At 47.5% G+C, this 22,465-nt stretch carries 25 protein-coding genes and 1 pseudogene; 25 read left to right on the forward strand and 1 reads right to left on the reverse strand.

Translation table 11 applies throughout. From position 1 onward, the window contains the following. Nucleotides 1-11 precede the first annotated feature (11 nt). Nucleotides 12-794: a DUF2161 family putative PD-(D/E)XK-type phosphodiesterase gene (locus FPZ44_RS03530; protein WP_144987447.1), complete on the reverse strand. Its 783-nt coding sequence runs from the start codon at nt 792-794 to the stop codon at nt 12-14. Between the two features lie 341 nt (nt 795-1,135). On the opposite strand from FPZ44_RS03530, the pseudogene FPZ44_RS03535 reads away from it, so the two are divergent. The 25 genes and pseudogenes from FPZ44_RS03535 to FPZ44_RS03650 form a co-directional block, all read left to right on the forward strand. Beyond that, a pseudogene (locus FPZ44_RS03535) lies at nt 1,136-1,999 on the forward strand (protein prkA); the annotation flags it as partial. A 419-nt stretch (nt 2,000-2,418) separates the two neighbouring features. Then, nucleotides 2,419-2,721, forward strand: coding sequence for a sigma-70 RNA polymerase sigma factor region 4 domain-containing protein (locus FPZ44_RS03540; protein WP_144987449.1), 303 nt, complete (start codon nt 2,419-2,421; stop codon nt 2,719-2,721). Between the two features lie 255 nt (nt 2,722-2,976). Continuing rightward, nucleotides 2,977-3,831 carry a hypothetical protein gene (locus FPZ44_RS03545; protein ID WP_144987452.1) on the forward strand — a complete coding sequence of 285 codons (855 nt, stop codon included), beginning with the start codon at nt 2,977-2,979 and terminating at the stop codon, nt 3,829-3,831. Between the two features lie 90 nt (nt 3,832-3,921). Next, complete coding sequence (locus tag FPZ44_RS26320; protein ID WP_186785903.1) at nt 3,922-4,098, forward strand: hypothetical protein; 177 nt, start codon at nt 3,922-3,924, stop codon at nt 4,096-4,098. Further along, entirely contained in the window at nt 4,095-5,789 is a 1,695-nt protein-coding gene (locus FPZ44_RS03550; RefSeq protein WP_144987453.1) for a terminase, read from the forward strand. Before FPZ44_RS26320 ends, FPZ44_RS03550 begins: the two co-directional genes overlap by 4 nt. Nucleotides 5,790-5,808: 19 nt before the next feature. Further along, a complete protein-coding gene (locus tag FPZ44_RS03555) occupies nt 5,809-7,431 on the forward strand; it encodes a phage portal protein (protein ID WP_144987455.1) in 1,623 nt (540 codons plus the stop codon). Nucleotides 7,432-7,434: 3 nt separating this feature from the next. Further along, nucleotides 7,435-8,553: a phage minor head protein gene (locus tag FPZ44_RS03560; protein ID WP_222429787.1), complete on the forward strand. Its 1,119-nt coding sequence runs from the start codon at nt 7,435-7,437 to the stop codon at nt 8,551-8,553. A gap of 181 nt (nt 8,554-8,734) precedes the next feature. Beyond that, nucleotides 8,735-9,514, forward strand: a complete 780-nt coding sequence (locus FPZ44_RS03565; RefSeq protein WP_144987457.1) for a hypothetical protein — start codon at nt 8,735-8,737, stop codon at nt 9,512-9,514. Nucleotides 9,515-9,537: 23 nt separating this feature from the next. Further along, a complete protein-coding gene (locus FPZ44_RS03570; protein WP_144987459.1) occupies nt 9,538-9,942 on the forward strand; it encodes a hypothetical protein in 405 nt (134 codons plus the stop codon). Nucleotides 9,943-10,008: 66 nt separating this feature from the next. Further along, nucleotides 10,009-11,022 (forward strand): major capsid protein, encoded by a 1,014-nt coding sequence (locus tag FPZ44_RS03575; protein WP_144987461.1) that lies wholly within the window; start codon nt 10,009-10,011, stop codon nt 11,020-11,022. A 62-nt stretch (nt 11,023-11,084) separates the two neighbouring features. Next, on the forward strand, nt 11,085-11,450 hold the full coding sequence (locus tag FPZ44_RS03580) for a hypothetical protein (protein WP_144987463.1): 366 nt from the start codon (nt 11,085-11,087) through the stop codon (nt 11,448-11,450). Nucleotides 11,451-11,463: 13 nt separating this feature from the next. After that, the gene (locus tag FPZ44_RS03585) at nt 11,464-11,856 is read left to right on the forward strand and encodes a hypothetical protein (RefSeq protein ID WP_144987465.1); all 393 of its coding nucleotides are present in this window, start codon (nt 11,464-11,466) and stop codon (nt 11,854-11,856) included. Between the two features lies 1 nt (nt 11,857). Continuing rightward, the gene (locus tag FPZ44_RS03590) at nt 11,858-12,364 is read left to right on the forward strand and encodes an HK97 gp10 family phage protein (RefSeq protein ID WP_144987467.1); all 507 of its coding nucleotides are present in this window, start codon (nt 11,858-11,860) and stop codon (nt 12,362-12,364) included. 18 nt (nt 12,365-12,382) lie between these two features. Continuing rightward, nucleotides 12,383-12,871: a hypothetical protein gene (locus FPZ44_RS03595; protein ID WP_144987469.1), complete on the forward strand. Its 489-nt coding sequence runs from the start codon at nt 12,383-12,385 to the stop codon at nt 12,869-12,871. Nucleotides 12,872-12,895: 24 nt separating this feature from the next. Then, nucleotides 12,896-13,093 (forward strand): YqzN/YkzM domain-containing protein, encoded by a 198-nt coding sequence (locus tag FPZ44_RS03600; RefSeq protein WP_144987471.1) that lies wholly within the window; start codon nt 12,896-12,898, stop codon nt 13,091-13,093. Next, on the forward strand, nt 13,093-14,505 hold the full coding sequence (locus tag FPZ44_RS03605) for a phage tail protein (RefSeq protein ID WP_144987472.1): 1,413 nt from the start codon (nt 13,093-13,095) through the stop codon (nt 14,503-14,505). The genes FPZ44_RS03600 and FPZ44_RS03605 overlap by 1 nt, the downstream gene beginning before the upstream one ends. Before the next feature lie 29 nt (nt 14,506-14,534). Further along, entirely contained in the window at nt 14,535-14,957 is a 423-nt protein-coding gene (locus FPZ44_RS03610) for a phage tail tube protein (RefSeq protein ID WP_144987474.1), read from the forward strand. Nucleotides 14,958-15,030: 73 nt separating this feature from the next. Further along, a complete protein-coding gene (locus FPZ44_RS03615) occupies nt 15,031-15,483 on the forward strand; it encodes a phage tail assembly chaperone (RefSeq protein ID WP_144987476.1) in 453 nt (150 codons plus the stop codon). Nucleotides 15,484-15,639: 156 nt separating this feature from the next. Beyond that, entirely contained in the window at nt 15,640-18,054 is a 2,415-nt protein-coding gene (locus FPZ44_RS03620; protein WP_144987478.1) for a tape measure protein, read from the forward strand. Next, on the forward strand, nt 18,054-18,746 hold the full coding sequence (locus FPZ44_RS03625; protein WP_144987480.1) for a LysM peptidoglycan-binding domain-containing protein: 693 nt from the start codon (nt 18,054-18,056) through the stop codon (nt 18,744-18,746). Before FPZ44_RS03620 ends, FPZ44_RS03625 begins: the two co-directional genes overlap by 1 nt. Next, nucleotides 18,743-19,864 carry an XkdQ/YqbQ family protein gene (locus FPZ44_RS03630; protein WP_144987482.1) on the forward strand — a complete coding sequence of 374 codons (1,122 nt, stop codon included), beginning with the start codon at nt 18,743-18,745 and terminating at the stop codon, nt 19,862-19,864. The genes FPZ44_RS03625 and FPZ44_RS03630 overlap by 4 nt, the downstream gene beginning before the upstream one ends. An 11-nt stretch (nt 19,865-19,875) precedes the next feature. Next, nucleotides 19,876-20,346 carry a hypothetical protein gene (locus FPZ44_RS03635; RefSeq protein ID WP_144987484.1) on the forward strand — a complete coding sequence of 157 codons (471 nt, stop codon included), beginning with the start codon at nt 19,876-19,878 and terminating at the stop codon, nt 20,344-20,346. A 12-nt stretch (nt 20,347-20,358) separates the two neighbouring features. Next, complete coding sequence (locus tag FPZ44_RS03640) at nt 20,359-20,784, forward strand: DUF2634 domain-containing protein (RefSeq protein WP_144987486.1); 426 nt, start codon at nt 20,359-20,361, stop codon at nt 20,782-20,784. Then, nucleotides 20,777-21,904 carry a baseplate J/gp47 family protein gene (locus FPZ44_RS03645; RefSeq protein ID WP_144987488.1) on the forward strand — a complete coding sequence of 376 codons (1,128 nt, stop codon included), beginning with the start codon at nt 20,777-20,779 and terminating at the stop codon, nt 21,902-21,904. The genes FPZ44_RS03640 and FPZ44_RS03645 overlap by 8 nt, the downstream gene beginning before the upstream one ends. After that, nucleotides 21,901-22,458: a putative phage tail protein gene (locus FPZ44_RS03650; RefSeq protein WP_144987490.1), complete on the forward strand. Its 558-nt coding sequence runs from the start codon at nt 21,901-21,903 to the stop codon at nt 22,456-22,458. Before FPZ44_RS03645 ends, FPZ44_RS03650 begins: the two co-directional genes overlap by 4 nt. Nucleotides 22,459-22,465 lie beyond the last annotated feature (7 nt).

The following is a 22,465-nucleotide window of genomic DNA, read 5'->3' on the forward strand; positions in this document are numbered from 1 at the left end:
TAACAACTTATTTATAAATCTACAATTTCGGCATACTGCAACAACGCCGCTTCTCCGGCCTTGGTCAGGGCGTACTGGCCACGTTCGATACGGGAGAACCAACCGTAATAGTTGTGACGCAAAATAGCAGCGGCATCTCCAATGCCGCTTGCTTCCTTGACTCGAACAGGCTTGCTTTGCCCTTGCTTCAAGGCTAGGGCGACACGAAGTGCCTTCTCTCGGTAAGCGGTGACGAGCGGGCGTTGCGTAGATCCGCCTACATTATAATCACCACTTCGTCCGCTGAATTCCCGTATTAGCTTGGCTTGACGAGCCGTTATTGGTTTTTTGGGAGGAATTGCAGGAACGTTCTGATCACTATAGCCCTCACTCTGTTCATGAACACCAGCGCTTATGTACAAAGGATGCGAGCTTCGTTGCTCCCATCCATAGGGTGTAGTATGTAGTTCTACAAATGCCGGCTTGCGAGCATAGAGAGTTACGGTTAAAAAGCCAATCCCAATCCGTCGACATAGTTCAGCTACGGCGCGAAGTCGCTTCTGGCTAGCTTGTTTGCCGCGTTTGGCTTCTATTGCGATGAATACGTGGGCAGCAGATTTTTGCCGATCCAGCGCTTGCAGCAGCAAGGTAAGATTCGCGCTTGCTTTCATTTCTACAATGACCGGTTGTTCGGGGAACTGTGGGTGAATGGCAACGAGATCGCAATGTCGTACTTCAGCACGGACCTCATACCCCAACTGCTCCCAGTATTGTTTTAAAGGTGCATACAATTCGGTTTCTTGTCGTTTCGTCATTCTTCATCCCGTCCTTGTCTACTTCATGCGCAGCCTCCATGCCTTGCGCGAAACGCTCATAATCGCTACAAATTCCATTATATCACGATTCCTGTTAGCCAGCGTTTTAACCGTCTCGTTCTGCCTCCTAGAAGAGAATCTAACAATATTGTCTCAGGCAAAATTGTTAGAAACTAATCCCACCTATGCGCATAGGTATGTAATACACTTTTCTTTTTAGGTTGCTGGTTCATTAGCGCGAGTCAATCCTCAAGGTGGCACGCGCCTATTAATAACAACGACAGAAGTAAGATGGCGATGGAGGGCAGTGTTGTGAATCGGGAGCAATGGAGGTAAGAGGGATGGACATTTTCAAGCGAATAGCTGAACACCGTACCGAGAGTGAACAGCTTAGCTGGACCGGTACGTTCAAAGAATACGTAGAACTGTTGCGACGCGACCCCGCTCCGGCGATGACCGCCCATGCAAGGGTGTATGAGATGATTTCTTCACATGGTGTGGAAGAAGTGAATGGGCATAAGCGTTACAAGTTTTTTGAACAAGAGATATTTGGGCTGGATCGAGCGATTGAGAAGCTGGTGGAAGAATACTTTCACTCCGCAGCGAAACGGCTGGATGTACGCAAGCGGATTCTATTGCTAATGGGGCCAGTGAGTGGAGGAAAATCGACACTTGTCACGATGCTAAAACGCGGCTTGGAGCAATATTCACGGCAAGAGCGAGGCGCTGTATATGCGATCAAAGGCTGCCCTATGCATGAAGAAGCCTTGCATCTCGTACCGAATGAGCTGCGGCCAGAAGTAGAGAAAGCACTTGGTGTTCGGATTGAGGGCAATTTATGCCCATCGTGCCAAATGCGTCTCCGTACCGAATATAATGGAGAAATTGAAAATGTATTAGTTGAGCGGGTGCTGATCTCGGAAGAAAATCGTATTGGTATCGGGACATTTAGTCCGTCTGATCCGAAGTCGCAGGATATTGCGGATTTGACGGGAAGTATCGACTTCTCGACGATTACCGAATACGGTTCAGAATCTGATCCACGAGCCTATCGTTTCGACGGTGAACTGAATAAAGCCAACCGGGGTGTCATGGAGTTCCAGGAGATGTTAAAGTGCGATGAGAAATTTCTTTGGAACTTGCTTTCCTTAACGCAAGAGGGCAATTTTAAGGCAGGAAGATTCGCTTTGATCTCTGCGGATGAACCTAGTATATACTGATAAGACCAAAAGAAGAACCGAATAGCTCAAATTAAGCTAGGCCTTACAGTTAAACGGGTTACGAAAGCAATATATAAAAACGCGGGGTTTTAGGTGAGGGGTACTTGATACGAAAATGGACAAGCACCAGCCGAGTTTCGAAAAGCACCCCTCACCGAAATACTCCAGCAGTTATATATTCTTAAACCCTTAAGTACTTAATTAACTACTACTAATAAACACTTATATTATATAAATATTTATTATTGATTATTTATTATTTATATATAGTTATTATTTTTACTAAGGTACTTACATATTTTACTAGGGGAGTGTTGTTTGTGCTTAAAATAGAGGGGTTTGTATCTAAAAAGAATATCCGCCGCTTGTTGGAAAATTACCATACGCTGGAGACCGGCGACCAGATGCCTAACCCGGACGCTGCGCCGCAGAATGGCGGGCCAAAGGCTTATGACGGTGTAAGTGGTGGCCGGCTGAATAAGATCATGCTGGATAATGCTATCGCGGAGCTGTCGCCGTTTATGCGGGCTGTAGTAAAGTGCAGGTGGACGCGGCAGCTGCCGGTTAAAGATACGGTTAAAATGCTGGGGATATCGAAGTCGGTTTATTATAACCGTTGCGACCTGGCTATCGAGCAGCTTTACATTCAGGTGAACGGAAAGGCAGCTGGAATACAGGCCTTATATGACCGAATCGCTAGGGGTTGACAAAATGCGCTCAAAATCGTATATTTTAGGTAAGATGCATTACTTGTGCTTAGAGGATGAAGCACAAGCTGGGGGCGGAAACGGTATTTCCAGAGGCTGACCCCTGATTTTCGGAACAGAATCCATAAGTAAAGAAGTTTTTACTTCTCAATTCCGCCGGCCTACTTAGGTCGGCTTTTCTATTTTCTAGACAAGGGGGCGCGAGTTTTGACCGACGAACAGACTACGCCGGCAACTGCGCTGGACCCGTACGACATGAACGCCAAACGGCAGCTGCACAAGAAAGCCGACGAAAAGAACCGCTTAGAATCGCGCAGAGGAAAAACGGTATTGTGTTGTGGAGCAAATAAGCCCATTAAGAAAGGCGGCGGCTTCTGCAAGGCGTTAGCTGGTACGGGTACGGATCACCCAGGCTATGGCCGGTGTAAATATTGCGGCGGTATGAATACGGGGCCGAAGACAGCGGCAGGAAAGGCAGCCGTTAGCCAAAACGCCAGAAAGCACGGTTTCTACAGCAAGGCGATAAGCCCGGAGGAACGGGAAGTATACGAAGAACAGCTAGAAGAGGCTAGCCTAGGCTTACAGCATGAAATCTACATGCTAAAGGCTAAAATACTAGTGTACTTATCACGCTGGCGGCGCAGATGGGACCGTTTCTATAAGGCCAAATTAGCCGAAGAGTATGTAAAGTATAAATGCATGAATCCCGATTGTGGGGCCGTTCATGTGTACGGGGAACTGGAAGTAAAGCCTGGTTACTGTATTAGCGCCAAGTGCGGCGAAAAGCATTTGGAGGAAGTCGAACGCTGGGTAGCTGAACGTACCCCAGTAGAGGCCGAAGAATACGCTGATAGACAGACTAAGGTCTATTTCACAGATGGGGAAAACGGGCGAAGCTATTACCATGCTGGAAGCCTGGAAGACCGCACCCTGGACAGGGCCCTAAACACTTTAGGCCGGCTTATCGAAAAGCATGCCCGTTTAACGCAAGATTCTGGCGACGATCTACTGACGTCTATCAATAAGGAGCTACAGGCAGCTAGCCAGGGCAAAGTATCCGTAAGCTGGGGCGGTAAGCCGCAGGCAAGAACGGAAAGCCCTGCAGAATAGGTATTGTTGTGCCTATGGTGTTAACTGAGTGTAATAATAGCGATTTTTGTTACCTGAAAGTAATTGCTTCTACAGAAAGGAGAAAGGGACATGACACATGTTGTACAGCACCCCAATAACGAATTATGGGCCGGGCGTTTGGTAATGGTATTAGGCAAGGAGTTCGTTATAGTAAGTGTATGTATGGATGGCAGCTTGATTCTGGAACCTAAAGAGTTATACGGCACTGCGGAAAGCCTAACACCTGGGGAAGTGATACAAGCATGATCGACGGAAGTAGCGCCTATCAGCTTGTCGAATACGACTACAGGGAAGACGTAGACCCTATAAGTGGGGCACCTACAATGACTGCCGTACCAAGAACGGTACAGGAAGCCAAGGAAGGCGTACCATACAACACAATAAAAGACCTGGGCGAAATCTTTCTGCGTGAGAACTTACGAGAAGCCTGGCGGCTGCTAAGACGTAATGATCCTTTCGACTATCAGCTGGAAGTAGTAGACGCTATTATCTATTCATGCCTGGCTGCCCAGGGGTGGCAGTTTACCGTTATGCAGACCCGGCAAAGTGGGAAGAACGAAGAATCAGCCTTTATAGAGCAGTACTTACTGTTATATGGCTGGTATCACGGTATTCCAGTATCAGGCGTAAAGTTTGCCCCAGTACATAAGCCGCAGGTACAGGCTAGTATGGACAGGCTAGAGGGAGCCGACGCCCCGGACGCTGGGGGCATGGCAGGCAGCATATTAACGAAGAAGCTTTACCGTAAATCTGACGGCTACAAGTACCATATAGGTAAGCCAAGGGATTCGAATAAGTGGGCGTTCCTTTCTATCAACCCTACAGCTAATGTGGCTTCGCAGACAGCTTTTACATTGCTGGAGGGTGACGAAGCCCAGGACATAGATAGCGCCAAATGGGAACGTGACGCGCAGCCTATGGGAAGCTTTAAAAATGCGACAACCGTTTTCTGGGGTGTAGCTTGGACAAAGGAAAGCCATATATACAAGGCCATGCAGCAAAGCTATGAAATGGAGAAGCGCCTAGAAGATGATCTAGGGTATAGGCCTAAGCTAGTATTTAAGATCGACGCCCATAGAGTTATAGCTTCTGGTAACGACAGCTATAAAAAGGCCTTCGAAAACCAGGTAGCCCGTCTAGGGGTTAACCATATAGCTATCCAGACCCAGTACCTGCTTAACTTTGTGGACAGTATCGGGCGGTACTTTGACGAAGAACAACTAAAGTTGATATTTGCGGATAGTCCATATGACATGCGACAAGGACCCAAGCCAGGCAGCCGGTATGCGTTTGCTATTGACGTAGCAGGTCAAGAGGAAAATCCCACAGGCCAGCAAGAGGTAGAGGCAGGAAAGCATAAGCGAGACGCTACACAGCTGGTAATAGGGGAGCTTATGCCAGATGGTGTACTAGTTCCTGTTTGCTTCTACCAGTGGGTAGGGCGTGGGCATACAGAGCAGCGCAGCCAGATAAAAACGATACTCAAGCACTGGGGTACGGTAGGCGGGGTATGTGACGCTACAGGGATCGGGGAACCTCTTGCCTATTGGCTGATTGAGCAGCTGCCGGATATGCTTATAGAAGCCTATAAGTTCAAGGCAGAAGGTGACGAGAATAAGAGCAAGCTGGGTTATCTGGTATATGCTACAGTTCAGGCGGGCATGTTCAAGATGCCCAAAAGGCCGATAAGCGACTTACAGCAAGGTGACTTATGGGACGAAGCAAAATACCAGCTGGAACACCTGGTACGGGAAGCACGTAAGGCACAAAAGATAAACTACCATGTACCACGAAATGCAAAACCAAGGAAGCCAGGCCACGTACCGCATGATGACGTGGCACTGGCTATTTTTATGCTTATACGTGCAGCCTGGGGCATCAAAGACCCGGATAAATGGAAAGCTTCGGCCTTTAACCGGGCTGATATAGGCGGCTGATATTGAAAGGGGTGGCGAAGTGGCCGTAGTAAACAAGATACCGCAGTTGTTAGATATACACGCTACGTTGACCGAAGCCCAGGCAGCCGCCGAAGCCTGGGTAACGACGAATAGCGCCTGGCTTGCTAAGTTGCTTAAGGATCACCAGGAGCTAATAAAGACGCAAAACGTGGAACTTTACCAGGCAACATATGACGGCGAGCTGGAAGAGGTCGAAAACCGCGACAAAAGCCGCGGGGACGATGTTAATCATAAGATAATGGCTAGTATGGCACAGCTAGTAGTGGACACACCTGTAGATTACCTACTAGGTAAGCCTATTGTTTGGTCATTTAAGGACCCGAAGCAAGTCGGTGCAGATACAGCCACAATGGAAGACTACCGCAAAGAGCTGCTGCAGCTGCTAGAAACGGAAGATGCACAGCGCGTATTACGTGAAACACTTACCCAGGGAGGGGTAGCCGGTGTATCGTCTGTAATAGGCTGGGTGGATGAATCGGGGAAGATTGACTATGAAGAATTCCCCTATCAGGAAATCGTACCTGTATTCGATACACGGGGGCGCCTACGCCTGGTAGTACGTTTCTACTTAGTAGATAATGCGGAACCTGACGCGGCACAGGAAGACTTCCGTTACAAAGCTGAAATATACGATAACCGGTATATAACGTCTGTTACAGCGGACGAAAGCGGCGAGTCATACAGCTTAGACAATGACGAAGGCCTGGCCGTAATTGACCATAAGGCGGGCCGTATCCCTGTCGCTGTATTCCTTAATGGTACACCAGCACGGTACAGTGAACGTAAAAAGAAAGCCGGGGTTAGTGACTTGGCGGGTGGTATTCTAAGCCTGGTAAACGAGTACGCCCACAGCATGAGCGACAAGGCGAACGCTGTAGACCGTATGCAGGACCAACTGTTGAAATTGATAGGCGTCCAATTGGGTAATCAGAAAAGCGGAGAAGCCGAAGTACTGGCCATGAGGAAGGCGCGAGCAATTGCCCTAAAGAATGAAAACGCTAATGCGGAGTACATTTCTCCATCGCAAGAAGACACGGCAGTAGAAAATCACCTTAACCGCACTAGGGACACGATACACGAAATGGCTTTCGTGCCTAAGCTATCTGACCTTTCCGGGGCTACAGCTACAGAAATTAAGGTAAAGTACTCAGGTTTAGACATAAAGGCGGGTAAAAAGGAAACATATTTTAAAAGTGCAATCAAGCAGCTGCTGGCTATACTTACTGACTTCCTTAATGCCCGAAAGCTTGCAGGTAATGGCCAATTACCCCAGGGTTATCAAGATAAGCTACAGGACCCTGCAGCAAATGGTCTGTACGATAGTGAATGGGTAGAGTTTACGCTTAACCGCAACTTACCGCAGAACTATCTGGAGATTGCCCAAATCGTAAGTCTGTTAACGGATAAGGTGCCGGATAGTTATTTGTACGAATTGCTTTGGTTTATACCTGACCCAAAGGCCGCCTTAGACGAAATGAAGGCGCAAAAAGATGCTGCATCCAAACGGACAAGCCAGGCAGGACTGGCAGCTATGGGATTGGGTGGGGAATTCAGTAAAACTAACGTAACAGAAAATGAAGATGAAGACGGGGAAGAATCGGGCGAATCCAGGGAGGCGTAACTTATGTCCCAAAATCCGAAACCCCCAAAACGAACAAAGGCGAACAAGGCCCAGGAAAAAGCTGTTGTAGAACGCATGCAGCAGGACCTGGACGGCTATATAGACCGCTATAACGAAATCCTGGACCGGCGGCAGCAGCTGTTCGCCCAGGAAGTCCTGCCCTTCTGGCAGCAGGCGACATTTCGCATACTGCAGGAATTGAAGAAGCTGCATGCTGAACTGGTAGACGCGCAGCGCGTCCCGATTACCCAGGACCCGATAGACCCGGCAAAGTATCGGAACATGCAGCGCGAAATCGACCGGCTTACGATCCTGGCGCAGCAAATGGTAGCGCTGGCCCAGGCGGATATGCCCGAAAAAATGCGGCGTAACCTGGCCTATACGTATGCTGATAGCTATTACTTCCACGCCTGGGGGCTGGAACAGGCTACGCAGCTGGCTATCAACGTCCCGCAGCTTAACGCGGCCGGCGTTATGGGCGTGCTGGCGAATCCCTGGCTACCCGACGGCAATACGTATAGCGACCGCATACGCGCGAATACGGCGTACCTGGCCGATAAAATGCGCGCCGGGATCGCCGATGCGGTAAATATGGGCTGGGATTGGAACAAAACGGCCCGCCATATCGAAGACATAGCCGGCGAAGGCTACCTTAACAGCGTACGTCTGGCCCGTACCGAGATAAACAGGGCCGCCAGCCAGGCAAGCAGCCATATATTTATGCAGAACGCCGATATATTGGACGGCAAGCGCTGGAACGCTACGCTGGACGCCAGGACGGCACCGAAAGACGCCGCGAACGACCGCAAGGTATACGACCTGGCGTACGATACGGCCGAAATGCCAGGGCGACCTGGCGAACGAATCCCGAACCATCCGAACTGCCGCTGCAAGTACAGCCCGGTAGTTTCCGGGGTAAAGGATCGGGTAAGGGAACGGATCGCCAGGGGCGCCGGCGACACGCCTAGCGAATTCGGCGAACGGACCTACGTAAAGGTAGCCGACTACCGAGAATACGCGAAGCAGCGCGGTATTGACCTGGACGAACGCTTACGAAACGACGACCCAGGCCGGTATTTGAATAACCAGGAACGCCGGGGGCTTCCCCAGCCGACCTTCTAAACAAAAGCGAAGGCGAGAAGGTAAAACTTCTTGCCTTTTTTCATGCAATGAAAGTATTCAGCTTATTACATGAAAAAGGGCGCCATATGGCACCTTGCATATTAAGCGTTTTACCCGTATCGCATGGAAGAACGGGGCGCAGGGGTAGCAGCCCTTTAACTGCGGGAAAGGTTAGGTGTCTATGGAGTGGTTGAAAAGGCTACAGGAAAAATACAGGGCGGGTAAGTTGACAAAGGAACAGTACGAAGCAAAGGTAAAGGACCTGCTGGAAGACGGCGACCTAGAACAAGCGGAATACGACGAAGCCCTGGAATTTGACCCAAAGGAACCCGAAGGCGGTAAGCTTATCTATTCCGAAGAAGATATGCAGCGTATGGCTATTAACGTAGCTAACCGTAAGCTTCGCCAGGAACTAAAGAAGCAAGGCGTAGAAATTGACGCCGATAATAAGGGGCTTATTACCGCAGTAGCAGCCCTGGCAAAGACCGGCCAAGAATCCGACGGTAAAGGAGCCACCGCCACCGAACAAGAAATAGCGCAGCTACGTAAGGATGCTGCGAAGGTAAAAACCCTGGAAGCATCGACTAAAAACCTTTCCCTAGAGGTAGCTGTACTGAAATCGGCAGGTAAATACCAGCCGCATAACCCTGCACAAGTTGTACGGGCTATGAGCGACTACGCCGACTTAATCGAATTTGACGATGAAACCGGCCTGCCTACACAGAAAAGCGTACAAGGGGTAATTTCCAAGCTAGCTAAGACTGAGCCTAACCTATTCAAAACGGCAGACGGTGAGGGTGGAACCCCGGATAACCAGGATGAAACCCATCCACAAGGTGGATTTAGCAGCAGAGCACCTGGAGGAGCTGTAGGCGGTTCAGGCTCAACAAGACAAGCTGCGAAAGCTGAGGAAATGAAAAATGACGCCCTGCAGCGTATGGGAATCAAGCTTGATAATTAAACAAACGAAAGGGGAATAACACAATGCCAGTAGGTAACTATGACGGTCAAATCCGCAGAATTGAAGTATTAGGTGGCCGAGAAATTAAGGCTAGCCCAGTCTACAACTATATTACAAATGGTATTACATTGGATGGCAGTAAATTCGCAAACGGGGAACTAGTGCTGGAGGGTACATGTCTGGTTAAAGATAATACAACTGGAAAGTACGAAAAATACAAGGAAACTACAGCCGGTACATTTGAACCTGGTAAATCTAATCCAGTAATTTTGGACCAATCAGTAAAGTTCGAATTAAAGGATAGCGGTGGTAATGCGGACCGTATCGTAGGACAGGTACTTGTACGTGCTGACGTTTATCAAGGCATGTTAATCGGTTGGACGCAAGCTTTCCAGGACAAACTGAGCGGAGCTATCCGAATTCTCTAATAATCAAGCAGCCCCTGGGCTGCTTTTTTCATGCTTAATTAAACAACTGAAAGGGGAACTAACATAATGGCAGGATTAGAACAGTATAGTCCGTTTTTTGCGAACCCATTGTTTACAAATGTGATTAAGGAGGTACCGATTAAAAAGGGGTACATTGCCCACCGTTTTTTACCTAGGGAAGAAACCTACGAAACTAAATTCCATGAATCTCAAGTAGTTCGTCAGGCTGATATGGCGAATATCGTTTCGGGCCTTGCGGAAGTACCGCTTACTGACCGTGATCCAATGAAAGCCGTAAGTGGCGAAATCTCTGATATTTCTCAGGGATACGTTGTTACTAAGGAAGAACTAGGGGCCCTTATGGATAAAGGTAACCCACAACGTCGAAAAATCGCAGAAACGCAGCTTTTGGGTAAGGCGAAAACGATTAAAGAGAACATTGACGCACGTATCGAATGGATGGGCTGGCAGGCAATGGGGAATGGCCGTTTAATCTATGAAAAAGACGGTATCTACCTGACAACTGATTTCGGACTTGACCCAGCACAGTTTAAAACTGCCGCGACACGCTGGGATGCTATAACAGGCACTACGATTATTACTGATTATGAGAAATGGAATCAGGATTACTTAGATCGAGCTGGTGAGGGTGCTGACACGTTTGTAACGTCTATTCAAGTTATACGAACGGTTCTTAACGATCCTGCGGTAAGAAAAGCTGTTTCGGGTGCTTCTGAGAAACTTTTGGAACTGACTGAACTTAACAAGTTTCTAATTGGACGTCAAATGGCACCTATGGAAGCGTTTGACGCTTCGGTTACTTATCGTGATGTAAAAACAGGCGGGAAACGGGTGTCACAGCGCTTACTTGCGGCAAACAAAGGCGTATTCCTTAAAGAAGGTAAAGCTATTGGTGAGCAACTATTGGGGCCTACTATTGAGAACGAAATGAATCCTGGTATTTTTGCGCATACCATTCATGCTGAATTGCCTAGACGCGATATTATCCAGGTTGTTGCTTCTTCCTTCCCGAAAGTTCTAGGTCCACAATTTATTCAACCTTGTACGGTTCTTACCTAGTACGTAATTAACAGGCTGTAGTAGTCAAACTACAGCCTTTAAATCGAAAGGGGTAAACGTTTATGTATAAAATTATTATCCAAGTAGAAGGTGTTACAAAAGACGGTGCAGACGTGGCCGTAGGTGAAGTAATTACTCTTGGTGACCATAAAAGCTTTCTGGCCTTAATCAACGAAGGTAAAGGCTATGCAGTCAACGAAGCAGGCGACCCTGTAGACCCTGTATTGGCATCTAGTGGAGCCGAAGCACCTGGTACTGCAGAAGATGACGTAGAGCTAACAAAGAAAGCCCTGGACGACCAGTACAAGCTGGAAGAATTAAAAGCAGAAGCGAAACTAGCAGAAGTAGACTTTCCCTATGACGTAAAAAAAGGTGTACTTATCGATATGATTATGGCACAAGGGAAGGCAGCAGCTTTGCTTAAATAAGGAGGCAGGCTACATGCTACTAGCAGCGCAAGAATTGCCTATGTATTACGCGTTGGCAGATAAGATGGCAGCAACGGAAGTAAGCACATATCTGCAGCGTGCAAATAGTTACTGCTTGGGTTACATTGGCGGATATCCTCCGCTGTTAGCCTGGGACCCAGACCAGAGGAATTTAAAGGTTGTTGTTGCTATGGCATTTGAAATTCTAGCAGAAGGGCAGCAAGGGCAGACAAATGCAACAAACGGGAATATAACCATAGCAGCCCCTAGCCAGGAATTTCAACGTAGTGACCGAAGCAACAAGCCCCTGGGAACAGTGGACAAAATGCTAGACCCATATAGAGCTGCCTATGAGCAGTCAAATTCGTCAAGTATCGACAAAGGCTTTATGTTTTTAGGCGGATAGTATGGCGGACTTTGAATTTAAAATTGAAGGCATGGAGAAGTGGCAGAAGTGGCTGGCCCAGCTAGAACAAAAGGAAGTAAAGACAACTAAGGACCGTATATTACGGAAGTCTGGCATGCAGGCTTTGGCACACTTAGACGACTTAACGCCTGTACGTTCTGGAGTTCTTCGGGAGTCCTTCCAATTCGGGGATAAAAATAATGTATTTCAGCTGCAGGTGGGCAAGGCTTCGTATATATTCGTCGGTACATCTGTAGCCTATGCGCAATTTATAAATGACGGATTCGAACAGAAAGCCGGCAGGTTTGTGCCAGGCTTCTGGAAGAGCGGTGTTTTTCACTACGTACCATATGAGCAAGCCAAGGCGCAGAAAATAGGGGGCATGGTCCTATCAGGAAAAATCATTCCTGGAGCCCATATGTTTGAAAAAACTATGAACCGCCTAGAAGAAGATATGCCTGATATTGTGGACTTTGAATTTAGACGGTTATACCGATTATTACACTAAAGTTAGGGGGACGGGCCTGTGAGCCTAAGCCAAGAACTAGACGCGATACAGCGCTGGGTATGGGGTGCAGCGCAATTAGCTAGCTATAGATTAACAGAAGCACCGGCGCAGCTGGCCCGACCTGTTATTGTATGGGAGGCACCCAGCAGGGCCAAAGCACGGAATTTGGGGCGATGGCAATACACAAACAAAGTTACGCAGTTTGGAACGTTATATGTTGCTAGTGTAAATCAGCTCATACAGTATCAGGATGCCTTAGAAACAGACTTGAATGAAGAATACCGGGACCGTCATAAGCTTATAAACCAATTGCCGATATACGACCAGGCGGGACCTACAGGAGTAATACTAGGGCAGTTGCGCGAAGTACAATTACATTTCGAAAACGCCAAAGGCCTGGACATACCTATCAGGGTTGAATATGAAGCGACATACAAACGAAATCGTACGGTATACCCAGCAGCAACTAAAGTAGTTACTAAGGTTGTAATGCCGGGAATGCCCTGAATTAAATAGAAAGGGGCTATAAAGATGGCCGAAAAAGCAGAAAAGAAAGAACTGGCTGTAGAAGTCAAAAACGACCCTGTGGACTTTATTGCGGGAGCTGAGACTTTCGGCACTACACCAGAATTAATGGCCGGGGCTTTATATGGTCATACGGAGCCTTTAACTAGGAAAGAAGCACAGCAAGCCCTGGAAGCCTTTCTTACTAAGGAGGTAGAAAAGTAATGGCTGGAACTTATCAAGAGGGCCAAAGCAAGGTACTATCAGGCGTATACTCGCTTATTAAGGCGATTGTGCAAAGTATAACGCCAGGTCAACGGGGTATCGTGGCTGTGCCTTTTACAGCTAATTGGGGGCCCGTTAACACGCTTACCGTAATGGGGCGTGCTACTGAATTTGACGCGACGTATAACACCAAGGAAGGAGCTGCTGGAATTGGAGAACCAACAACGGCACAAAAGGTAAGGACGTTAGCCTATAAGGCTTTGCCGTACCAGGTCGTAGGGTATCGTATGGCAACAGCAAACGCCGCTAAGGGCAGCGCAACATTAGCTACGGGCTGGACGCTGGAAACAGTATACCCGTCTGATCGCACTTTCCAAGCAATTGTAAAGCCTGGTACAGCTGCAGGTGCTACAGCTGTACAGATTATTGAAAACAACGTAGTGCTGGCCGTTGTAGAAGATACAACAGTAGACGGTTTAAAAACCAAGCTGGACGCTACTGGCATAGTAACCGTTAAAGCTGCAGGGGCAGCGCTACCTACTGCGGCAGCTGGGGTGCCGTTTACTGGCGGCAATAATGGCGCAACGGTTACGGCGACAGAGTACGGGGCGTTCTTGCAAGAAGTAGAGGCGGATCACACTGCGAACAGTATCGCTTTTGACGGTGTAACTGATACGGCCACACTTGCTGTATTAGACGCCTGGTTACGTCGTGTACGTGACGAAGGTTTTTACATTACGGCACTACGTGGAGGCCCTACAGCCTGGGATAATGATTTAGCCTTAGCCAATGCGGTATCCAAATCACTAAACTATCGGGGCGCTGTAAATGTCGGAAACGGTTGTGATGGGTATACAGCAGCTGATATGGCAATCTTTGCGGCAGCCTATGTGGCTGCTATAGCATTGAACGCCAGCGTAACGGATCAGGTTGTGCTGTTTGAAAAAGTAAATGTTAAAAAGCCGCTTACCCAAGGTGGTCGTACAGCTGCAAAACAGGCCGGTACACTCATTTTTGTTATGGAGGGTGGCCAGGTATTGGTTGACGAAGGTGTGAATACCTTGACCGCCGCTGTGGGTAATGATGTACCTGAAATGGGGAAAATTCGAATCAATACGGCAATAGACCATATTGCCGGGAGTTTGGAGCAGTTCGGAAATGCTTATAAAAAGACTCGAAGTAATACCGAAGCTGCCCGCAGGGCTTATGCATCGTTAGTAGAGGACGAATTCTTTAGCCCCCTGGCAAGAATGGAAGTGGTGCAGCCAGGCTACAGTTACAAAGAAGATCCAAATTACCACGGTAAAGATGCCGCGTTCACGCCAAAGCTGGACGAGGCATTTTTTGTTTCAAATTATCAGCCGGTAGACAGTATGGAAAAAATCTATCAAAAATTTGGCGTACAGTTTTAATAGGCTGACGTAGAAAGGGGATAAATTAGATGCCTAATGTAGATGTAAATAAGATCATTAACGGGTTATACGGTTATGTCTATGACGAAAACGGCCGTGAATTAGATACGACACAAGAATTCGAATTCAAAGACGAATTCGAAAAAGTAGAATTTAAGCTGCCGGGTGAATTCCATTCTAAACATAAAGTTATGGGTGGTAAGCTCACTGGTAAGGTCAAATTTTTGAAAGTAGATAGCCGCCTGCAGAAAAAGATCGCAGATAATCCAGCTGCGAAGTTTAACTATATCGGTAAGTTAGCGGACCCTAATTCCGATGGACAAGAAGCAATTTTAATGCGCGGCGTATCGTTCGATAGCAATCCAATCATGGCCTACAAACTTGGGGAGTCCGTGGAAATTGACATCAACTTTACGGCTGACAGTTACGAATATCAGGACACTATCGAATAAGAAGTAAAGACTTTAATGGGGCTGGCGTAAGTTGGTCCCTTTTTCTATTTCATAAATCGAAGGAGAGATAGATATGACAACAAAAACAGCGTCTTTCTTGAGCCTGGACGACATTCTAACACGAGATACAAAAGACTTGGCCAAGCTGCCCCAGGGAGAATTTTTTGTAACTAAGCTTCAAGGTAAAGTGCCCTGGACAACGGTAGACCAACCGGAGTACAAAGCAGCAAAAAAAGGTTGCTTTAAGCTTAAACCTACAAAGAAGGGCCAGAAACCCGAAATGGACTTCGACGACGACAAACTGAAAATACGGTTAATTATCGAAGTTGTAGACAAAGACCCACGCAGTGATTTTACTTTCGCTAGCAAGCCCCTGCTGGAGAAGCTAGGCGTAACAACGGCGGAACAGGCTGTAGAGCGTTTGGTATCCCCAGGGGAGATTCATAACTGGGCAATGGAAATCCAAGAAACTGCTGGTTTTTCTGATGAGGCTCAGGAAGAAGCTGCAGAAGACATAAAAAACTAATTAAGTCGGACGGGGAGGCGGCCCTGTTAGCTTATATCTTTATGGAAACGGGGCGCCTACCGGGCGACATTTACAACTTAGAGCCGCTGGAACGTGAATTTTGCTACCAGGCGGCCCTAATGCAAATAGACGCAAAACGTAACGGAGGGGGGTAACATGGCCAGAGAATTTGTCATGGGGGCGCGACTTGCCCTAACCGACGCATTTAGCGGACCCTTACGCTTTATTCGGGACAGCATGAAACGAGCGGAAGAGGGCACAAAAACGTACAGAGACGCGAATGGTAGGCTTCGGGACGAAATGGGCCGTTTCGTCGCTGCTGCGAAAAAGCAAGAAGCCCAAATGCGGGAAATGGGCGATGCAGCCAATAGCGCAAGGGGGCAGCTAGTAAGTCTGCAGGGCGCTATTGCAGCTGTAGCCGGTGCCGCGGCAGTACAGCAAGGATATAGCTGGTTGGTGCAAGGGAATGCCGATATGGAGACGTATCAGAATACATTGTCAGTCATCCTTAAGGACCAGCAAAAGGCTGCTGATACATTAAAATGGGCTGCTGATTTTGCGGCACAAACTCCATTTGAAATTCCCCAGGTAGTCGAAGCAACTACAAAACTATCAGCGTACGGGATGGAAGCAAAGAAAGTACTAGCGATTACCGGGGATATGGCTTCTGTCATGGGTAAGTCTTTAGATCAAGCCGTCGAAGCTATTGCAGATGCTCAGACAGGCGAACTGGAGCGCTTAAAAGAATTTGGTATTACAAAAAAGATGATCGAAGCCCAGGGCGCAAAAATGGGCGCTAAGTTTATAAATAACACGGGCCAGATTACGGACCAAAAGGCATTTAATGCGGCCTTGTTCTCCTTAATGGAGGAACGCTATGCCGGTGGTATGGCCATGCAGAGTAAAACGTTTAAAGGGATGTTGTCTAACGCTAGTGACTTTATCGGAACTATGGGCCGCGAATTAGGGAAGCCCCTGTTTGATAAGTTAAAAGTAGGCTTACAGGATGTACTAAACTGGGCTAACCGGCTTAAGGAAAGCGGTCAATTACAACAATGGATGCAAAACATTCAGTACTGGGCCGGGCTACTATGGCAGGCATTTGTCTTTGCTGGAAATATCATTGTAGGAGCTTTTCAGGGGCTAATAACCAGCGTGCAAAATGTTATAGCTTGGGTACGATCCCTCTTTGACGAAATTGCCGCACAAGCCGGCGGTAAGGCTGTTACAACTATAACAACGATAGGCCAGCGGATGTCGGATATGTGGAATGAATTCTACGCAGCTGCGCAGCCTGTAATCAACGATGTTATAGATTGGCTGGTTAATACCGGCCTTCCAGCGCTTAAGGACATCCTTGTCGAGGTAGGCGTATGGGTAGTTGATGTAGCGACCTGGTTCACCGAAAACTGGTCAACTATCAAGCCGTTTGTACTTGGTCTTGCTTTAGCCTGGGGAAGTTATTATGGCTATCTAAAACTAGTACACATGTGGACGTTACTTGTCAGAGGTGCAACGCTTATCTGGACTAAAACGCAGCTAGCATTTAATGCTGTCATGAACATGAACCCTATTGGACTAATCATTACAGGGATTGGGCTCCTAATCGGAGCTATCATTTTGCTAGTAAATAACTGGGACAAGGTTAAGGCTTTCCTGTTGAATATCTGGAATATCATAAAGGAAAGTGCCTTATCCGTATGGCAATGGATCGCAGACGCTGCCACCGCTACCTGGGACTGGATCGTAGCAGCCGTGCAAGATGCAGTAGACTTTATTATGACAAAATGGGACAGCTTCGTAGCTATTCTAGCCGGCATATGGACTAGGATTAAAGAGGCGGCTTCGACAGCCTGGACCTTTGTACAAGATAACATTATCGCACCCGTAGCTGACTGGATAGGCGCGAGATTCGAAGAAGTAAAAACTGTTGTCACAAATGTATGGGACGGTATAAGCGAAGCTATTAGCGGAGTTGCTACCAGAGTGCAGGAAGCCTGGACCGCAGTAATTGACTGGTTCAAAGAGCAATTTGCGTGGCTCACTGAGAAATTCGAATGGATAAGCGATAAGGCCGGCAGCCTATGGAATGGCGCCAAGGATGTAGTCGGGGGCATGTCAGATGCAGTTTTCGGTACGGATGGCAGCCACGCTACAGGTCTTAATAAGGTGCCATTTGACGGGTACACGGCAACCCTACACCGAGGCGAAGCTGTATTAACGGCAGCACAAGCACGGCAATATGATACAGCTATGGGCTTCCGTCAAGCTGCAGCGCAATCTATGACAGGATTCGCACCTATCAATCGAGAGCAGCAGCGCTCATTCGTGCCGCAAACAACTGCGCAGGAGACACGGCGCTTTGATAGTGTCCGGGGAGCCTCACAGCCTACTAGTAAAAGCGCGGCACCTGTGTACAACATCGCAAAACTAGTAGATAAAGTTGAAATACACGCAGCGCCGGGCGACGATGCGGAAGAATTGTACGAAAAGTTTATAAACATCTTCCACCGCCGCGCAAAAGAAGCGGCCGGTATCTTAAGCAGCGGAGAAATGGAGGCGTTGCTGTAGTGGGCATAGTCAAGGATAGGAAAGAAAAGACCATAATCATTATTGACAAGACGACAGGAAAGCCTCTAGGCCTTCCTGTTCGTCCGATAGATGACAGCGCAGCATTTACGGACGGTGAAAAGCAAGCTACTACAGTTACTATTCTTGATGTAGGTACGGTAGATATCCCAGCAGGGGTGGACTTGGACCAAATAGGCTGGAGCAGCTTTTTCCCAGGCAAACACGATCCGCATATTTGTGATGTGACAGCAGCCGGTCTTAAGGCCCCTGAAATATATAGGAATCGCTTTTCTGGCTGGAAAGATGCAGGTACCCCTTTACAGCTGATATGGCCTTGGGCTGGGCTAAATAAAACGGTTTACCTTAAAACTTTCACATGGAAGCCCCCTAATGCTATGGGGGATATTTTTTACGACGTTGCTTTTCGGGAACTTAAGACGCTAGCCCCTAAAAAGATATCTACAAAAGCTACGCGTGTCAGTAAAAGTAAATCGCCTGAGAGTCGAAGCGCTGTGCCGAAAAAGAATAAACCTAAAGGTAAGACGTACACAGTTAAATCAGGTGACACGCTAACGGGGATTGCTAAAAGGCTGGGAATAACACCGTGGCGTACGAAGTTGTATGAACCAAACAAAAAAGTGATAGGACCCAACCCCAGCAAGCTTAAAGCCGGGCAGGTGTTAAAAATATGACGCTGCAGCTAATTGTAAATAAGCAAGATGTGGCGCCGTTACTGTCAGGGCCCCCAAAGATAAACGACGAAATAGACAGCGTATGTCGAACACTGGAATTTCAGCTACAGGCAGCCGATGGCCTTACAAACTATTTAGGAAATGCGGTCCAGCTTTACCTGGGCGGAAAGCGTTGGTTTTACGGGTTTTTGGAAGTGACCGGCTGGGATGCTAACGGTGTCATAACGTACAAGGCATATGACCCCTTGTACTTTCTCAAGAAAAACCCATATGACTATTACTGCAAAAACCAAACCGCTAAACAGATTGCAGCACAGGTATTAAGCACCGTGGGTATCAAGGCAGGTATTCTTGCGGATACCAAATCCGTCCTAGCCCCTAAGCTTTATCAAAAGGCAGAAGGGGATAAAGTCATAATAGACGTGCTGGCCCGTACTTACAAAACAACGAGTAAAAAATATTGGCTACGTTTCAACCCAGAAGAAGGCCGGGAATTTGGCGCTGAAATTTATGAACGTGTCGTACCGCGGGACCTATGGGCCTTCCAACGCGGCGTTAATATGACAAGCGCCAAATTCGATGAAAGTTTGGAAGAACATTTTAATGTGGTGCATCTAATAAATAGAGAAACAGGTAAAAAAGTAGCTAAAGCGGACAAGCAGCTGGCCCTGGACTACGGTGTCAGGACACACGTAGAAGAAGTAGACAAGGATAAAGCGGCAACCATGGAACGGGATGCCGCTGCTTTACTGGTGGAAAAAAAGAAAGTAAAGACTACTATAAATATGGAGGGCATGAACCTTAACTTAGCTATGCCTCAGTTTTATAGTGGTGACGTAATTTATGTTGAGGAAGAAATGACTCAAGTATTCGGGGCTTATCACATCCGTAGCGTATCCCAGACAATTGTAGACAGCAAAACGATTCAGTTAGCTTTTGCGCTACAAAACGCGCCAGATGTACCGCAGATACAATTTGACGATAAGCAAGAACAAAAGAAGACGAAAAATAAACAAGGTAAGAAAGATAAAAATAAGAAAGACAAGGACAAGGATGGCAATGGCAGCCCTGGTACGTATAGTCCTGAAATGCAGAAAGTAATAGATAAGTACATGTAAGGGGTGACGGCTTGGTACAGACAGATAAAACGCTGCAGCTACTTAAACTCCTAGCAGGGTTAGGCGGCAACCCTGCCGACGGATTAGCTTTACGAATTGCAGAAGTAAAGACAACTGAACCCGACGAAGTAACGCTAATCATGTCGGGTACTAACATAGCCCTAGACCTTGATCTTTTCGAAACTCCTGTAGACGTGTATCCCTTGCGTGTAGGCGATAGGCTGCTGGTCTATCCCCTTGTAACAATGGACAGCGGCAGATGGGCTGTGTTGGCTAAAGTGACTAGTGGTAAAGTTATGGCCACTATGAAAAGTGCTAACAGTCTACAGCCTGACGGTATGGCTATAACCTACAACGTGGATAGGCTCTTAATCCCTGCAGATTTTACGGACGTGCGCCAGCTAAAGGCTGGGGATCGCGTAGGCATAGCCCCTGTAGTAGATGGGGATAGGCTTAAGTACATGATATTGAACAAGTATTAAAGAGGTGGGGGCATGGATGACTTAAAGACACCAGTCTTCGATTGGGATACAGGGGACTTCTTAGTAGATTTACAGGGGAGAATAGTTACTGCCACCGGCGCAGAGGCAGTAGAACAGATTGTAATGAAGGCCACCCAAACGATTAGGGGGCTTTTTTTAATTTATGCCAATCTTGAAGAGCCTGAATTGGATCATAAGTACGGTAACGATGCAGTCCACACGCTTGTGATGGACATGCCCAATTCAGCGAAAATAAGCGAACTTAAGCGGAATATATTGGACGCGCTAGTTTATGATCCTTGGATAAATGATGTTACGGACATTGAAATAGAACAGCGGCAAGATGATAAGGGCGAATGGGCCTATTATGGTAATGCAACTATTCATCACGTTTTTGGTACATCGGAAATCGCGGAGGTGACAGTAGCGAATGGTTGAAAAACTACGGCACTTTGAGGAAGAAGAATATATAATCCAGCAGCGTATGCTGGATCATGCAAGGTTAGCAGAATGGCGCAAGGAACCTGGCGACTTTATTTATGATGTTGTTGCACCTGTACCGTTAGAAGTCCAGCAGCTGCAGATAAGCCAGGACACAATTCTACGCAACGCTTTTCCACAATTCGCGGAAGGCGAATACATGGACGCACATTTGGAGGAGATTGGACTTAAACGGCACGCAGCTACACCTAACAAACGCCAGATTAGTATTACTGCCGACGCTGGCGTAATTATACCTGCAGATCACACAGCCAGCGTTGTAGTCCTGGACGATAACGGGAACCCCCTGGAATTTGCTGTAGATACCACTACAACCTTTGCGGCAGCTGGAATACATGCCGTAAGCCTGACTTGTAGAACAGCTGGCGCGATAACAAACGTTCCAGTGGGGACGCAATTTATACTGTTACCTCCGATACCAGGTATACGCAGCATTACGGACATTGGTCCCACCATAATAGGACGTGACCAGGAGAGTGACGCCGATGCCTGGCAGCGGTACCTTTTGTGGGTTTCAAACGAAGACACTGGGGGCAATAAAAACGACTATGTACGGTGGTCTGTAGACTTTCAGGGTGTAGGCAAGGCGAAATGTATTCCCAGGTGGAATGGGAATAACACGGTTAAAATCGTTATTGTGGGCACAGATTACCGCCCAGCGTCTACTACAGTAGTAAATAAGCTGCAGGAGTATATAGACCCTGGCAGCACAGGCCTAGGCGAAGGTAAAGCACCCTGCGGCGCCAAGGTCACCGTAGAGACAGCACAAGGACTGCAGATAAACATATCGGTAAAGTTGGTACTGGATAACGGTTTTACTGTGGATCAAGTGCGGGCAGCCTTCATGGTCACGTTTTCTGCATACCTTACAAGCCTGGTATTCGTAAACGATAGCACAGGAAAACCTTACCCAGTAGCCTACAACCAAATAGGCGCCAAACTGTTGTCTACAAAAGGTGTAGTGAACTACAGTGAGCTGACACTAAACGGTGGTACGTTGGATATACCTGTAGGCCCAACACAAACGCCCGTTACTGGGGACGTGATAATCAGATGACCGAACGCGCTGTACGGATGATTGAAAGTGCTCCTACTTATTACGAGAATAGCCGGGTATACACTGGATTACAGCAAGCGAATGCCGACGAGCTGGGCAGAGTGAGTAACGGTAACGACGATTTATCGTTACAGCTGCGGGCAGCTACTGCAACCTGGGGGCTAAAATATTGGGAAGTACGCACAGGCTTGCCTGTAGACGTTGTGAACGATTATGAAACTAGACGTAAAAAGATCCAGGCAAAGATTCGTAGTAAAGCACCATTAAGAGCGTCAAGATTGGAAAGCATCGCAGAAGCATATACGCAGCAGCCTGTGAAAGTAACAGTTAACATAGATGCGGGCATAGTGACTTTTAATTTCGAAAAGTCCTTTATCACCGATCAAAGTTTTTACGAGCAAATCGAAAATATTATGCATGCACATCTAGGCATGGAATATCGCGCAGTTTTCACATATGGAACGGTTGTAGAACTGTCCACGGAATCCTACAGCGTTTTAAATGCTGTGCCCTTTTGTGGACCCTTAATCTGCGGTACTTGGCCAAAATCTTGATATAGAT

This window comes from Paenibacillus agilis (genome assembly GCF_007786455.1).
Taxonomy (GTDB): Bacteria; Bacillota; Bacilli; order Paenibacillales; family Paenibacillaceae; genus Paenibacillus_B; species Paenibacillus_B agilis.